Below are 14,208 nucleotides of genomic sequence, written 5' to 3'. Positions count from 1 at the left end.
CAAAAAGCAATGGTGTGGTTAGGCGATCGGCTGGTTACGGTGGTGCAGACCTGGTTTTCCCGATAGCCTTCCCATGACTAAGTCAACCAGCCCGCCGACCAAGGCCACGCTGATGTGGCGTTAAATGAAGAGGCGGCCAAACGGTGCATCTCCACTTCACTGAAACAGGATTTTGCTAGCGATAATGGCTTCTAACGGTAAAAAACGACGGTAAGGGGCCGTATCGATCACAGCCAATCCCTTTCAGCGAGGGCTTACGAGTCCCGTTGATGATTCGAGTGAGCCATAGTCCAGCAGGCAGCGGCACCGCTTTAGAGCGGTATCTGCCAATTTCGTGAAGCTCATGTGTTCCTGCATTAGCTCGATCACATTACGTTCGGAAGTGCCTGTCCGGGTACATACCGGGCACCTGCCCGTCGATAGATCAGCGACGCACGCGAGATGCGCGTTCAGTGAACAACTGAGCAATGCGGGTGTGGGCTGCCTCGATGATCTCGTCTTGGCGGCGTTCGATGTGCTTCCTTAGACGCGCCGTGCAAGATTTGATGTTGCCGTTCTTCAATGCTTGCACAATCGCCTTGTGGTCATGGTGCGTGGCTCGGCGAGTCGGCGTACCCACATCGATCCAGCGCACGAATTGTATGCGCGCGTTGATGTTGTCCAGTAGACGGCACATCTCAACGTTTCCGGCCAGTGCAACGAGGCGCTCGTGAAACTGCTCGTCCTGAGCCACTAACTCTGCTGCCGAACATTCCTCTCTGGTCGCGTCGTCACCCACCATTGCCGCGAGCGCATCAATCTGCTCAGTACTCGCACGCGTGGCAGCCAATTGCACCGCCGCTAGTTCAACCGTCAAACGCAATTCGTACAGATCAAAAAGCTCCTTTGGGTCGAGCTCCCTAAAGAAGAAGCCTTTCCCTGATACAGAGCGCAAAAAGCCTTCTGTAGCCAGTCGGTTGAGCGCTTCCCGTAGCGGAGTACGCGAAACGCGTAGTTCGTTAGCCAGCACGCCTTCGTTCAGGCGTTCGCCAGGAAGGAAGGAGTGCGTGATTGCTTTTGCACGCAGCGCTTCGTAAACCGTTGCACCAATTTTTTCAGATATTGCGCAATCGTCTACAGCAGAGATAGAGGCGTTCATTCGATCAAAGGGTGAGTCTTCTCGGAAGGGCGGCCGCAAATGCCCCAGGGGTTGGGGTCGAAAGACGCCAACGTCTATCCATTCTAACCCTATTGCGCTTTCTCTGAACTTAGGACAGAATTCAGTTCTGAATACAGAACGATATTCTGTTCAGCAGAATATTCCGACAAATACAGCACGGACTATTAGCACGGAGCCCGCTGTACAGCTCCGCCAATGGCACCGTTTCATTCGGAAGTCCTCTCATGACCATCAAGGGAAAAGCGTGCATCGCGGGCGCTTTCGAACACCCGCTTCGAAAAGCAGAACACCACTCGGTCGCCCAGTTGCATGCCGAATGTGCGCGAGGCGCGCTGGCTGATGCGGGGCTTTCCATCAAGGACGTCGACGCTTACTTCTGTGCCGGAGATGTGCCGGGGCTGGGGCCTCTCTCAATGCTGGACTACCTAGGACTGCGGGTGAAGCACCTGGACACCACGGAGACGGGCGGGTCGTCCTACCTCGTCCATGTCGCGCACGCGGCTCAGGCTATCGCGACGGGCAAATGCAATGTCGCCCTGATTACATTGGCCGGAAAACCACGCACCGATCCGTCAATGGCCAAGCCCCGCGAATACGGCGCCGCCTCGCCGGACGCCGCCTTCGAACAGCCCTTCGGCATGAACACCCTAGCCGGCTACGCGCTTGTCGCGCGCCGCCACATGTACGAACACGGGACGACGGCCGAGCAACTGGCCTGGATCAAGGTTGCAGCCTCTACGCATGCACAACACAACCCCTATGCGATGCTGCGGCAGCTCGTGACAGTCGAGGACGTCATCAACTCACCGTTGGTTGCGAACCCACTCCATCGGCTCGACTGCTGTGTGGTTAGCGACGGAGGCGGTGCGCTGGTGGTCACCCGTCCTGAGATTGCGCGTAGCCTGGCGCGCCCAGTGGTGAGCGTGCTTGGTGCGGGCGAAGCGGTGCGCGGCGTTTACAGCAGCTGGGAAGACCTGCTGGTCACCGGCGCGGCGCAGTCGGGAGCGCAGGCCTTCACCGAGGCCGGCGTGAAGCCGTCAGACATCCAGTACGCGTCAATCTACGACAGTTTCACTATTACCGTGCTGCTCCAGCTAGAGGATTTGGGCTTTTGCCCCAAGGGCGAAGGTGGGCGCTTTGTGCAGGACGGCAATCTTATCTCCGGCGTTGGCCGACTTCCCTTCAACACCGACGGCGGAGGACTATGCAACAACCATCCAGCCAATCGCGGCGGAATTACCAAAGTGATCGAGGCGGTACGTCAGTTACGCGGCGAAGCCCATCCCAATGTGCAAGTGCCCGGATGCGAGATCGCCTTGGCGCAGGGCATGGGCGGCAACCTAGGCGCCCGCCACGGCAGCGCCACACTCATTCTTGGACGGAATTGATCACATGTTTCTCTCAGATGACCGCGAGTGGCCAGCTCCTGCCACCAATCCCGAAAACGAGGCCTTCTTCGTCGCCGCCGCGCAGGGCCGTCTCCTGTACGGTCGTTGCCGCGTCTGCGGGCGTGCTCACTATTACCCTCGCCACAGTTGTCCGCATTGCTTTTCGACGGAAGTGGATTGGGCCGAAGCCAGCGGCCGGGGTCACATCTATACGTACACCGTGACTGGTGCGGCCTCGGACCGGCAGGTGTTGGCCTTCGTTGAGTTGGAGGAAGGCGTGCGCATGCTCAGCAATATCGTGGATGCAGCACCCGGGCGGCTTGCCGTTGGCACCCCGGTGCGCGTTGCATTCGGCCGCGCCGGTAGTGTCAGGGTGCCGGTCTTCGTGCTAGACCGGGTGGGAGAGGGCACGTGAACCTAGACGCCGTCAAGGCTTGGAGCCGCACAGTCGTCCACGACTACACCGCCCGCGACTCGGCGCTCTATGCGCTGGCTGTTGGCGCCGTGTCCGATCCTCTCGACGCACGTCAACTGCAACTGGTGGACGAGACCAACCAGGTGGCCGTCCCTTCCATGGCCGCCGTTATCGCCTCTCCAGGTTTCTGGGCGCGTGATGAGAAGTCGATGGAGATCGATGCCGCGCGCCTCGTCCACGGCGAGCAGCGGATTGCGTTGGAGCGTCCCTTGCCTGTACATGGCCGCGTCGTTGGTATTTCGCGTGTGTGCCGCATCGTCGATAAGGGGGCGGGAAAGGGCGCACTGATAACAGTGTGCAAGACGCTGCAATCGGAGAGTGGCGATCGCTACGGGCGCGCTTGGCAACTGTTCTTCTGTCGCGGCGATGGGGGGTTTTCGGCGACCGGGGCAGACGATCTCGTCTTGGGCGACGAACCCCTGCCGGCGCTGATTGCTTCGCCGGCGCGCGAGCCGGATCTGCGCGTGCAGTACTCCGTGCGTGCTGATGCAGCGTTGCTGTATCGGTTGTGCGGCGACAACAATCGACTGCATATCGACCCGCAGGCGGCGCAGCGCGCGGGCTTTCCCCGACCCATCCTGCACGGGCTAGCGACCTATGGCTTCGCGGCCATGGCGGCCATCCGGGCCTTCGCGGCGAGCGACGCACAACGGCTGACCGCTCTGGACGCACGCTTTTCGGCGCCGATCTACCCGGCCGAGGAGATCGAGTTCCGAATGTGGGACGAGCGCGACCACGTGGCGCTCGAGGGCCACGTGGTCGCGCGTGGGGTCGTGGTGATCAGCCACGCGCAGGCGCGTTTTAAATGATTAAAGGTGAATTCATGAACGAATCCATGTTAGGAAAGGTAGCTGTGGTCACGGGGGCCGGAGGCGGTATCGGCCGCGACATCGCACTGCAGTTGGCGCAAGCTGGCGCGCGCGTGGTGGTGAACGACATTGGTGTGTCACTCAGTGGCGAGGGAAGTGATGCAGGGCCGGCAGCGGCGGTGGTGGCGGAAATCCGCACCGCGGGTGGCGAAGCTGCCGTCAACACGGACTCCATTGCCACGCGCGAAGGTGCGCAACGCCTGATCCAACAGGCGGTCGACAGCTTCGGGCGAATCGACTGCGTGGTCAACAATGCCGGCATTCTGCGAGACCGCTACTTCCATAAGATGAGCGAAGAAGAATGGGACGCCGTCATGAAGGTGCATCTGTACGGCTCCTTCTATACCAGCAGAGCGGCAGCTGGGCTCTTCAAGGAGCAGGGCGGCGGGTCCTTCGTCCACATGACATCTACTTCGGGCCTAGTTGGCAACCGCGCGCAGGCCAACTATGCGGCTGCCAAGATGGGCATCGTTGGTCTATCGCGCACAATCGCCATTGATATGCAACGTTCGGGTGTGCGCTCTAATTGCATCGCACCGTTCGCCTGGGGGCGCATGGTCGCGTCAGTGCCCATCACGACCGACGCCCAGAGGTTGGCAGCTCAGCGCAAGCAGCAACTGATGACCTCGGCCAAGGTTGCGCCTCTGGCGGTCTTTCTGGCCAGTGACTTGGCCGCGGATGTTAATGGCCAGGTGTTCGCCGTACGTGGCAACGAAATCATGCTTATGAGCCAGCCGCGCCCGGTCAAGTCCGTGCACCAGTCCGAAGGCTGGACGGTGCAAAGCATCGCCGAGCATGCGCTGCCAGCGGTGCGCAGCGCGCTCACGCCACTGGAGGAGACGGCGGACGTCTTCAACTGGCCGCCTGTCTAAGCGTCGGCGCAATTACCGGTTGGGGCATCTGCGATATGGCGATGCCGCTGTGCCGCGAATGGCGGTGTGCCTTGTCCTCTCTTTGAGTCGAAATAGTCATAATTGGAGATAACGTGGATCTGACGTATAGCCCGCAGGACCTGGCATTCCGCGATACCGTGGTCGCATGGCTGCAGCAGAATTTGCCCGAGGATCTACGGGACAAGGTGCTCAACCACAGGCGGCTGAGTCGTGAGGACTTCGTGCGTTGGCACAAAATCGTGGCCGCGCAAGGATGGGTGGGGACCAGTTGGCCGGTCGATTACGGTGGAACCGGTTGGACAGCAGTGCAGCGCCACATCTGGGACGAGGCGTGCGCTGTGGCCGGTGCTCCGATTATCATGCCTTTTGGCGTCAACATGGTGGCACCGGTCATCATGGCCTTCGGCAGTGAGGCGCAGAAGCGCCATTACCTGCCGCGTATTCTGAACTGCGACGACTGGTGGTGTCAGGGCTATTCGGAGCCGGATGCTGGCTCCGACCTGGCTGCGGTTAAGACCCGCGCCGAACGCATCGGCGACCACTACGTTGTGAATGGCCAGAAGACTTGGACGACGTGGGCGCAGTACGCCAACATGATTTTCTGCCTCGTGCGTACCGATTCGAAGGCGCGCAAGCAGGAAGGAATTTCCTTCTTGTTGATCGACATGAACAGCCCCGGCATCACGGTGCGGCCCATCATTATGCTCGATGAGGAGCACGAGGTTAACGAAGTGTTCTTCGATAACGTCCGAGTGCCGGTGGACAACTTGATCGGCGAGGAAAACCGCGGGTGGACCTATGCCAAGTACCTCCTGGGGCATGAGCGCACCAACATCGCCGCTGTTGGGCGCTCCAAGCGGGAGTTGCGGCTGCTCAAACAGTTGGCACACAAGCAGCGCAAGAACGGCGAGTCGTTGATGAGGGATCCAGTGTTCGCCATCAAGGTGGCCTCCTTGGAGATCGAGTTGATGGCGCTTGAAATGCTCGTACAGAAGACCATCTCTCAGGAGGGTCACCGGACGTCGCCGGCCCCAGAGGCTTCCATGTTGAAGATCAAGGGCAGTGAGATCCAACTGGCTATCACCGAGCTGATGCTCGAGACGGTGGGGCCCTATGGTGCACCCTTTGATCCTGCGTTCCTCGCCGGGGAGCGCGCACACTGCATCACGCAGAACGACGACGCGGCGCCCCTCGCGTCGCTGTACCTAAACCATCGAAAGATAGCGATCTACGGCGGCTCTAACGAAATCCAGAAGAACGTCGTCGCCAAGCTCGTACTGGGCCTGTAAGGAGGGTCATCATGAACTTCGACTATACGCAGGAACAACAGCAATTCGCCGACGCGCTACGCCGCTGGATTGAAAAGGACTACGGCTTCGAGCAGCGCCGCGCTACCATCCATGGCGAGCTCGGCACATCCGAGAAAGCGTGGCGCGCGCTGGCCGAACTCGGCGCTATGGCATTGGCCTTGCCGGCGTCCGTGGGCGGATTCGAGGGCAGCGCCGTGGACATGTTGATCGTGATGGAGGAGCTAGGGCGCGGTCTGGTGGTCGAGCCTTGCTTCTCAACGGCGATGGGCGCGGAGTTCCTCAAACTGTCGGGCGGACATGACGCACGGCTGGAAGAGGTCGCGGCAGGCCGGCTCAAGCTGGCTTGCGCACTAGGAGAACGGCAATCTAGGCACGACCTGTTCGACATCGCGACAACTGCCAGGGCGAGAGAGGGCGATTACGTGCTCGACGGTATGAAAACGGTCGTGACACATGGCGCACAGGCCGACCACCTAATCGTGTCTGTCCGTACTTCGGGCGCGCAGCGTGAAACGAGCGGCATCTCCCTTTTTCTATTGCCGACCGACACGCCTGGTGTCTCAATGCGCGAATACCGAACCATCGACGGAATGCGCGCGGCCGACGTCGAGCTATCGAATGTCCGCTTGCCGGCGTCGCTCTTGCTATGCTCCGAAGGCGCTGGATGGGAGCCTCTGGAGGCCGTGACTGACTACGGCATCGTGCTGCTGTGCGGTGAAGCCGTCGGCGCCATGGATTCTCTGAACGCCGCGACGCTCGCGTACTTGAAAACGCGTCAGCAGTTCGGTGTGCCAATTGGCAGCTTTCAGGTATTGCAGCACCGCATGGTAGACATGGCCATCCATCTGGCCCAGGCGCGCGCCATCGCCACGCTGGCAGCAGCGAAGCTGTCGGCTGCCACCGATGCGCAGAATCGCAGGCGGATGGCATCAGCCGCCAAGGCGCGTGTCGGGCAGGCCCTGAAGTTCATCGCTCAGCAAGCGGTGCAGTTGCATGGCGGGATGGGGCTTTCGGACGAACTGCCCGTCTCCCACTACGTCAAGAGGCTTACGGTAATCGAACTGATGTTGGGGGACACGGACCATCACCTGGCCCGGTTCGCTGCGCAGCCTGCTTTTTTTGAAGATAGCGCCTTGACTTGAAATGGTATGCGGCTCATTTCCTTCCCCACGGTAACCGACTGGTTTCCTTGTTCGATACAGCAAAGGAGTCATCATGAAGCGTCGCATTATTTCCTCGTGTTGCAGGAACCTCATTATTGCTGCTGCGCTGACATCAGCGGGTACCTTGGCTGTCGCGCAGTCCAACTTTCCCGCTAGGCCAATCAAGCTTATCGTGCCAACCAGCCCGGGAGGCAGCATCGACACGATCGCGCGAATCCTCGGTGACGAACTCACCAAGGAGTTCAAGCAGCCAGTCGTTGTGGAGAACAAGACCGGTGCAGGCGGAATGATCGCTGCTACAACCGTGTCGCAAGCGGAACCCGATGGGTATACGTTGCTTGTCACGCACACGGGCGTCCTGCAAGCCGATCTGCTGCACAAGAAGCCATCCTATCGGTTGAGCGATCTCGCTCCTGTTGCAGAAGTGTCTAATACACCGGTCGTGTTCGGGGTGGGCAGCAACTTGCCGGTGACCGATTTGAAGTCGTTCGTCGCACTTGCCAAGACGGAGCCCGAGACGCTGAGCTACGCCTCTTACGGAAAAGGGACTTCGGCGCACATCTGGGCAGAGCAGTTCTCCCAGCATGCCGGCATCAAACTGTTGCACGTTCCCTATAGTGGGGAGATGCCTGCGTTGCAGGACGTTCTCGCAGGCCGCGTCACAAGCGGTTGGGGCGCCGTCGGCACATACAAGCAGCATGCCGATGCCGACAAGATCCGCATACTTGCTGTGGCGAACCCTACGCGGTCAGTTCTGCTTCCGAACGTGCCCACCTTTATCGAAGCTGGCTTCCCCGAAATGAATGCCAGCGGATGGTGTGGCGTCTTCGCCCCTGTTGGCACCCCTAAAGCTATCGTGGCGCAGCTATCGCGAGCTATCACCAAAGCCGTGCAGCGTCAGGATATTGCGCAGCGTATTCTGGCGACCGGACAGGAGCCGACCGGAGCCGACGAAGAAGCCTTCGGCAAGCGCGTGGTCCACGACCGGCAAACCTGGGCTAAGGCGATCGCCGACTTCAATATCACCCTCGATTGACCGCTTTCCAAGGAATGTGGATAAGGTCCCATGACGAAACCGCAGAATATCCGTACTTGGCCTCAGCATCTTCCGTATCAGTTGACGACGCCGGCCACGAACCTTTACTTCAACTTGGTCGTATCGGCGACCCGCTTCCCTGAAAAGACGGTCCTGATCGATTCGTTCGGCTCCCTGACGTACCGTGAACTGCTTGATCAAGTGGACCAGCTGGCTGGTTTTCTGGAGCAGGACCTGGGCGTCCAAGGCGCGGAGCGAGTCATGGTGTACATGCAGAACTGCCGCGAGTTCATCATCGCCTACTACGCGATCCTGCGCGTCGGCGCCGCGCTGGTACCCGTGAATCCGATGAACAAGCGTGGAGAGATCGGGCACTATCGAGCCGACAGCGAGGCGCGTGTCGCCTTCTGTAGCAAGGAGAACCTGGACGAACTGTTGGCCATGGACGGCGCCGCAGATCTTGTGGCGGTGATTGTTGCCAACAGACAGGCGTCGACGGGCGACGCCCCAGCTCGACTGCCGCCCGCTGCGGCGCCAGTGGTGTATGACTTCGAGTCTGCCATGACGGCCGGGCGCGTGCCAAGCCATCCTGTCGCGCATGACCCTGCACAATTGGCGGTGATCCTCTACAGCTCGGGGACCACCGGCAGCCCCAAAGGCTGCATGCATACGCATCAGTCGATGATGGCGAGCACCAACACAGTGGCGCATTGGATGGGCATGCAGTCGGAAACGGTAGTCTTGGCGGCGCTACCTTTCTTTCATATCACGGGCATGCAGAACATGATGAACGTTCCTATTTACGTTGGGGGGACGCTGGTCCTGCTGCAGCGCTGGAATCGGGACGCTGCAGCCGAGCTGATTGCTAGGCACAGGGTGACGCATTGGAATACGATGCCGACCATGCTTATTGACTTCCTGGCAAGTCCTCAGATCGCCAGCTATGATCTGCGCTCGCTTAGACGTCTTGGCGGCGGCGGGGCCGGCATGCCCCAAGCGGTGGGGGAACGCATCAAGGCGCTGATGGGAGTCGATTTTCTGGAAGGCTATGGCTTGTCCGAGGGTATGCCCTTTATGGGCAACCCGGCGGCGCACTTTAAGCATCAATGCTTGGGTGTACCTCTGTTCGACACGGATGCGCGCATCGCGGACCCCGAGAGCATGAGGGAGCTGTCGCAAGGCGAGGTGGGCGAGATCGTCATATCCAGCGATAAGATGTTCAAAGGCTACTGGCACAATGAACAGGCGACGCGCGAAGCATTCATCGAGTTGGACGAAAAAAGCTTCTTTCGCACTGGCGATCTGGGCTATGTGGACGAAGAAGGTTATTTTTTTATCGTCGACCGGCTCAAGCGCATGGTCAATGCCTCCGGCTACAAGGTATGGCCCACCGAAATCGAGGCATTGCTTCATGAGCATCCGGATGTGCGGGAGGCTTGTGTGATAGCCGCCAGCGATCCGTATCGGGGCGAGACGGTCAAGGCCGTGATTGTGCTGCATGACGCTGCAAAGGAACGTGTCGCTGCTGCAGACATCATCGACTGGTGCAAGGTCAGGATGGCAGCCTATAAATACCCCAGGCTGGTAGATTTCGTGGATGAGCTTCCCAAATTGGCCACTGGCAAGATCGCATGGCGACAACTTCAGGAAGCTCAGCGGGAAAAAGATCGAGCCGAGCCTGCGCAGATTTGACGGCCTTGCCAGATCCAATCACGCAGTGCCCGTAAAACTATCCGATCAATGGCTGCATTCTTCAAAATCAGGGTTCCGAAATGGAAAAGGGTTGCCGCAATAGGCAACCCGATCTCCATAGAACGAAGTTAACCGCCAGTCTGCAAAAGACTTACCAAATCTACTGTCGGCATTACATCGGCGTACTTGCTTGCCATGTCGAACAGGTTTACGGCATGCGATATCTGCGACCGGTCATAAACGGCGTCCTGGGGTACCACCACCTTATAGTTCAGCGCGCAAGCATCAACTACGGTGGCCCTGACACAACCGCTGGTCGTGCAGCCCGTGACCACCACCGTGTCCACGCCAAGGCCAACCAGGTAGCTTGCAAGTGCAGTACCGTGAAAGGCGCTTGCCTGGTGTTTTGGAATCTGGATGTCGCCTTCTTGTGGGCTGACCTCTTTGACGAAGTCATAGTCAGGCGCCGACACGTTCATGACGCCGGGTACCTTGGCTTCGAACTGGCCACGATCGTGGGATCGTTTCGGGGCGACATGCGGATACAGCACGGGTGCACCTATTCTCCGGAACTCGGCCAACAGTTGGGCGATATGCGGTACGGCGCGCCAGCCGTGCTCACCGCAACTAGTAGGCATGCTCTTGATGGCCTGCTCAATGGGCATAGGCTCGTAGCCCATTGAGCGGTATTGCACATCGATAACCAGCAGCGCGGGGCGCTGACCTATCCCGGTCTGCGCTCCCCAGCCCGCCGTCCGATATATGTTGAGCTCTTCGTCTGGAATGACCCCATCCCACGGGCGTACACGTTGTCCCTGAACTTCATTCATGGTGTCAGATCTCCACAGAGGTAGCGTCGTACTGAAGCAGCCAGTCGTAGCGCTCACTGACGGCCTGCTCTGACCAGTGCTTGTGGATGTACGGCCAGGCGGTGGCGCTTTCCGCGAGATCGGGGCTATGGAATATGCCAAACATGTTCAGCGACTCGGCCTTGGTGCGATTGGCGCGGTCGATCCGGGCGCGATCGTATCTTTGCAGCGCTTCGGGAATGGTGTCCGCGTTTTGCTCCAGGCAACGTGACAGAACGAAAGCATCCTCCATGGTCAGGTTAACCCCCATCCCCAGGTAGGGTGTCATGGAATGGCAGGCATCCCCAACCAGGGTCACTTGCCCCTTCGACCATGATTCGAGCGGATCACGGACGAACAACCCCCAGCGGAACAGGTTTTCCGATCCGACGAACAGATCGATGATGTCCTGGTGCCAGCCCGCGAAATCGTTCAGCGCATCGGCGAGATCGCCTTTCTCGGACCATGACTCGGTGTGCCAAGTATCGCTATCGACCTGGGCCGAGAAACTGACAAACATTTCGCCATCGCGCTGGACCGGGTAGGTGGTGACATGCGCCGTGGGCCCTACCCATGTGGAGGCCAGGGCCTCGCGGTGCTGCGGCTTCAGGTTTTTCATCGGCGCAAGGCCGCGCCAAGCCAGCGCACCGGTATAGCGGGCGGGCGCGGGACCGAACATTGACTGGCGGACCCGGGAATGCGCGCCATCGCAGCCGACGACCACATCGCCATCCACATGGTGGCCATCGTCAAGTAGCAGCCGGGCGCGCCCATCGACGGTTTCAGCGCCGAGCGAGCGGGCCCCGAAATGAACCGCATCCGGCTTGATGCTGATAACCGCTTCATACAGTACGCGCTGCAGCTCTGCTCGCAACACTTGAATCAGGGTATGGTCTGCCTTAGGCGTACTGCCTCGCAGGTTGTAGACCGATTTTCCCTCACCGGTCTTCCAGTACCGGATAAGCCGGTCCTTCGGCGGAAGATTGATGCGCTGCAGTGTTTCGGTCAGGCCAAGCGCCTCCATGACCCGCGCGCCATTCGCCGAGATCCACAATCCCGCGCCTACCTCGCGCAGCTCGGACGACTGCTCATAGATGTCGACGTCGAATCCTTTTTTCAACAAAGCGATTGCGAGGGTCAGCCCTCCCATTCCGGCGCCCGCAATAATCACGTGCGGCCGAGGACGAGTGTTCTTGGAATCAGACATTTGTTCCTCTATTGATAGTGCGATGGGTTTTGAATGAGGTCCATGATGGCCTCAAGAATCTTGACGTAGCCGGTGCATCTGCAAATATTGCCGCGCAGATAATGGCGTACGGTCTCTTCAGATGGTTTCTCGTGGCGCGCCAACATCGCCTTGACAGACAGGATCATCCCCGGCGTGCAGAATCCGCACTGCAAGGCGCCGTGCGCGATGAATGCGCGCTGGACGGGGTCCAGCTCTTTGCCATTCGCCAGCCCTTCGATGGTCGTCACGTCACGTTCGTGCGCGTCGGCACACAGCGTGGTGCAACTGGAAGTCGGGTTCCCGTCCACAAGAACCGTGCAAGCACCACAGACTTGGACGTCACATGATCGCTTGGTTCCCTTCAGCTGCAAGCGGTCACGCAGTACGTCGATCAACATCTCGCACGGTTCGATGTCCACGGAAGTGGCTTTGCCGTTGAGATTGAAATCCACGCGCATTATGGGAAATTCGTATTCGGTCTGGCTCATGGCAAGCACGCTTTAAGAGCCCGTTCGGCAAGAACGGATACAAGATGGCGTTTGTAGTCGGCGCCGCCGTGGAGGTCGTCATGGGCGTCGATGTCTTCGGCATCTTCGGCCACGGCAAGCCGCAGGTGATTCCATATCTCGTCAGCGCACAGGTCGGGGGAGAGGCCGGCCGCCACTTGCTCCGCTCGCCCCAGTCGAGTAGGCCTGGCGGATATCGCGCCGGCCCATAGGCTCAGGCGTTGCGGGTTGTCTATGGACCAGACGGCGGCCACTCCCACGGCGGGCCGCTCGGTATGCCCGAACGCTCGGTAAGCCGATCGGGTGCCCGATGACTGAGGCGCGATATCGATCGACGCCAAGATTTCGTCTTCCTGGCGAGCCGTTGCGAACTCGCCGAGATGAAAATCCCTGGACATGACTTCACGTTGCCCATCAGGGCCAGCCAGGACCAGCCAGGCGTCCAGGGCACAGAGCATGGTCGGCGCGTCGGCGTGGGGCTCGGCAAAGCAAAGCACGCCCCCCAGGGTGCCCGCGATCCGGACTCGGATATTGGCAACATGCTCGCTCAGCTCGGCATACCCCGGCAGCGATTCGCGCACGATCGGGTCATTCGCGATCTTGTCGTGCGTAGTCAGCGACCCGATTGCTATCGTGCCGTCGCTTCTTAGCCGCACCCCTTTTAGCTCATCAATTTGCTTGAGATCTATTACATGCTCGTATCGCAAGACATGGGCTTTCAACGCGACCAGCAGCTCTGTCCCCCCAGCATGGAACGCGGCGGCGTCGCCATACTGCTTCTTTAGCGCAATGGCCTCTTCGAGACTGCCAGGCCGGTGCAGAAAGAATTTCTTGGCACGCATTCAGCCACCTCGCTTGCCCAGGCTCGCAGCCGCGCCCAGTAAAGGAGCGGCCAGCCACCACCACGGCGACTGGCCAAACGCGACCGCACCGTGTGCGACCCCGATGGCGACGGCTACGTTGATACCCAGCCTGGGCCAAAGAAAAACCAGTTCGGTGCGGCCCTTTTCAGGTGCAGGCGGTGCAGGCGCGAAATGCGTGGGCTCCTGTTGCCGTGCTGCGGTGCTGGAAGGCGCGGGCTCGATCTGCACTGCAGATTCGGCGGCATGCGGTTTTCTGTCGGGTGCCGGTCTGCCCGGCGCACTGGGCTGCGGTTCCGGCGCCACGGCTCGGACGCCATCCAGGTTCGACAGTTCGGCGCGCAAGCGTTGCTCGAACTCGGCAAAAAGTTGCTCTGAACGCTTGCGCACAATCGGGTAGCCCAGGGAAGCAAGACGGCCTGCGACTTGCATGCTGGCGCTGACGTCCAGCTTGCACACCACGTCCTTGCCGTCGCGCCGTTCTTCGAGATTAACAACCATGCCTACGTCGATGGTCGTGCCCGTAGCCTTGTCTTTGCCGGCAGCTTTCAGGGAAACCTGCCGCTCTATATCGTAGGACTCGATAATGATGCGGGTCGGCACTTCCAGCTTGAAAGGCCCGATCTTCTGCCGCATGACTGCGGCGAACTCTTTGAGTTTTTCTACCTCGGCGACGTCCTCGCAACCCGGAATGAGGGCAGCAACCCGCTGTACATCGAAGAAGATGGCCCACAGTTGCGCGGCAGTGGCCGGTAATAGTGCGTCGATTCTGAAATCCATG

General features: G+C 59.8%; 14 protein-coding genes. 8 read left to right on the top strand and 6 right to left on the bottom strand.

The window, feature by feature from the left end; all coding sequences use genetic code 11:
• Positions 1-424: 424 nt before the first annotated feature.
• A complete protein-coding gene (locus ACYVIT_RS20280) occupies positions 425-1,138 on the bottom strand; it encodes a GntR family transcriptional regulator (RefSeq protein ID WP_415804283.1) in 714 nt (237 codons plus the stop codon).
• A gap of 245 nt (positions 1,139-1,383) precedes the next feature.
• On the opposite strand from ACYVIT_RS20280, the gene ACYVIT_RS20275 reads away from it, so the two are divergent.
• The 8 genes from ACYVIT_RS20275 (at position 1,384) to ACYVIT_RS20240 (ending at position 9,985) form a co-directional block, all read left to right on the top strand.
• Complete coding sequence (locus ACYVIT_RS20275; RefSeq protein ID WP_415804282.1) at positions 1,384-2,547, top strand: thiolase domain-containing protein; 1,164 nt, start codon at positions 1,384-1,386, stop codon at positions 2,545-2,547.
• 4 nt (positions 2,548-2,551) lie between these two features.
• Positions 2,552-2,962 carry a Zn-ribbon domain-containing OB-fold protein gene (locus tag ACYVIT_RS20270; protein WP_415804281.1) on the top strand — a complete coding sequence of 137 codons (411 nt, stop codon included), beginning with the start codon at positions 2,552-2,554 and terminating at the stop codon, positions 2,960-2,962.
• Positions 2,959-3,831 carry a MaoC/PaaZ C-terminal domain-containing protein gene (locus ACYVIT_RS20265; RefSeq protein ID WP_415804280.1) on the top strand — a complete coding sequence of 291 codons (873 nt, stop codon included), beginning with the start codon at positions 2,959-2,961 and terminating at the stop codon, positions 3,829-3,831. The genes ACYVIT_RS20270 and ACYVIT_RS20265 overlap by 4 nt, the downstream gene beginning before the upstream one ends.
• Positions 3,832-3,845: 14 nt before the next feature.
• Positions 3,846-4,763: an SDR family NAD(P)-dependent oxidoreductase gene (locus ACYVIT_RS20260; protein WP_415804279.1), complete on the top strand. Its 918-nt coding sequence runs from the start codon at positions 3,846-3,848 to the stop codon at positions 4,761-4,763.
• Positions 4,764-4,876: 113 nt separating this feature from the next.
• The gene (locus tag ACYVIT_RS20255; RefSeq protein ID WP_415804278.1) at positions 4,877-6,073 is read left to right on the top strand and encodes an acyl-CoA dehydrogenase family protein; all 1,197 of its coding nucleotides are present in this window, start codon (positions 4,877-4,879) and stop codon (positions 6,071-6,073) included.
• An 11-nt stretch (positions 6,074-6,084) separates the two neighbouring features.
• Positions 6,085-7,236 carry an acyl-CoA dehydrogenase family protein gene (locus ACYVIT_RS20250; protein ID WP_415804277.1) on the top strand — a complete coding sequence of 384 codons (1,152 nt, stop codon included), beginning with the start codon at positions 6,085-6,087 and terminating at the stop codon, positions 7,234-7,236.
• A gap of 73 nt (positions 7,237-7,309) precedes the next feature.
• Positions 7,310-8,293, top strand: coding sequence for a Bug family tripartite tricarboxylate transporter substrate binding protein (locus ACYVIT_RS20245; RefSeq protein ID WP_415804276.1), 984 nt, complete (start codon positions 7,310-7,312; stop codon positions 8,291-8,293).
• Between the two features lie 30 nt (positions 8,294-8,323).
• Positions 8,324-9,985: a long-chain-fatty-acid--CoA ligase gene (locus ACYVIT_RS20240; RefSeq protein WP_415804275.1), complete on the top strand. Its 1,662-nt coding sequence runs from the start codon at positions 8,324-8,326 to the stop codon at positions 9,983-9,985.
• A 128-nt stretch (positions 9,986-10,113) separates the two neighbouring features.
• Here the strand turns inward: ACYVIT_RS20240 and ACYVIT_RS20235 are convergent, their stop codons facing one another.
• The 5 genes from ACYVIT_RS20235 to ACYVIT_RS20215 are packed head-to-tail and all read right to left on the bottom strand — an operon-like array spanning position 10,114 to position 14,207.
• The gene (locus ACYVIT_RS20235) at positions 10,114-10,815 is read right to left on the bottom strand and encodes an isochorismatase family protein (protein WP_415804274.1); all 702 of its coding nucleotides are present in this window, start codon (positions 10,813-10,815) and stop codon (positions 10,114-10,116) included.
• A gap of 4 nt (positions 10,816-10,819) precedes the next feature.
• Positions 10,820-12,040, bottom strand: coding sequence for an FAD-dependent oxidoreductase (locus tag ACYVIT_RS20230; RefSeq protein ID WP_415804273.1), 1,221 nt, complete (start codon positions 12,038-12,040; stop codon positions 10,820-10,822).
• Positions 12,041-12,048: 8 nt separating this feature from the next.
• Positions 12,049-12,549, bottom strand: coding sequence for a (2Fe-2S)-binding protein (locus ACYVIT_RS20225; RefSeq protein ID WP_415804272.1), 501 nt, complete (start codon positions 12,547-12,549; stop codon positions 12,049-12,051).
• Positions 12,546-13,409, bottom strand: a complete 864-nt coding sequence (locus ACYVIT_RS20220; RefSeq protein WP_415804271.1) for an FAD binding domain-containing protein — start codon at positions 13,407-13,409, stop codon at positions 12,546-12,548. Before ACYVIT_RS20220 ends, ACYVIT_RS20225 begins: the two co-directional genes overlap by 4 nt.
• Positions 13,410-14,207, bottom strand: coding sequence for a CoxG family protein (locus ACYVIT_RS20215; protein WP_415804270.1), 798 nt, complete (start codon positions 14,205-14,207; stop codon positions 13,410-13,412).
• Position 14,208 lies beyond the last annotated feature (1 nt).

This window comes from Bordetella muralis (assembly GCF_054781015.1).
The sequence above is the reverse complement of the archived record's forward strand: the minus strand, read 5'-3'. Positions and strand labels throughout refer to the sequence as shown.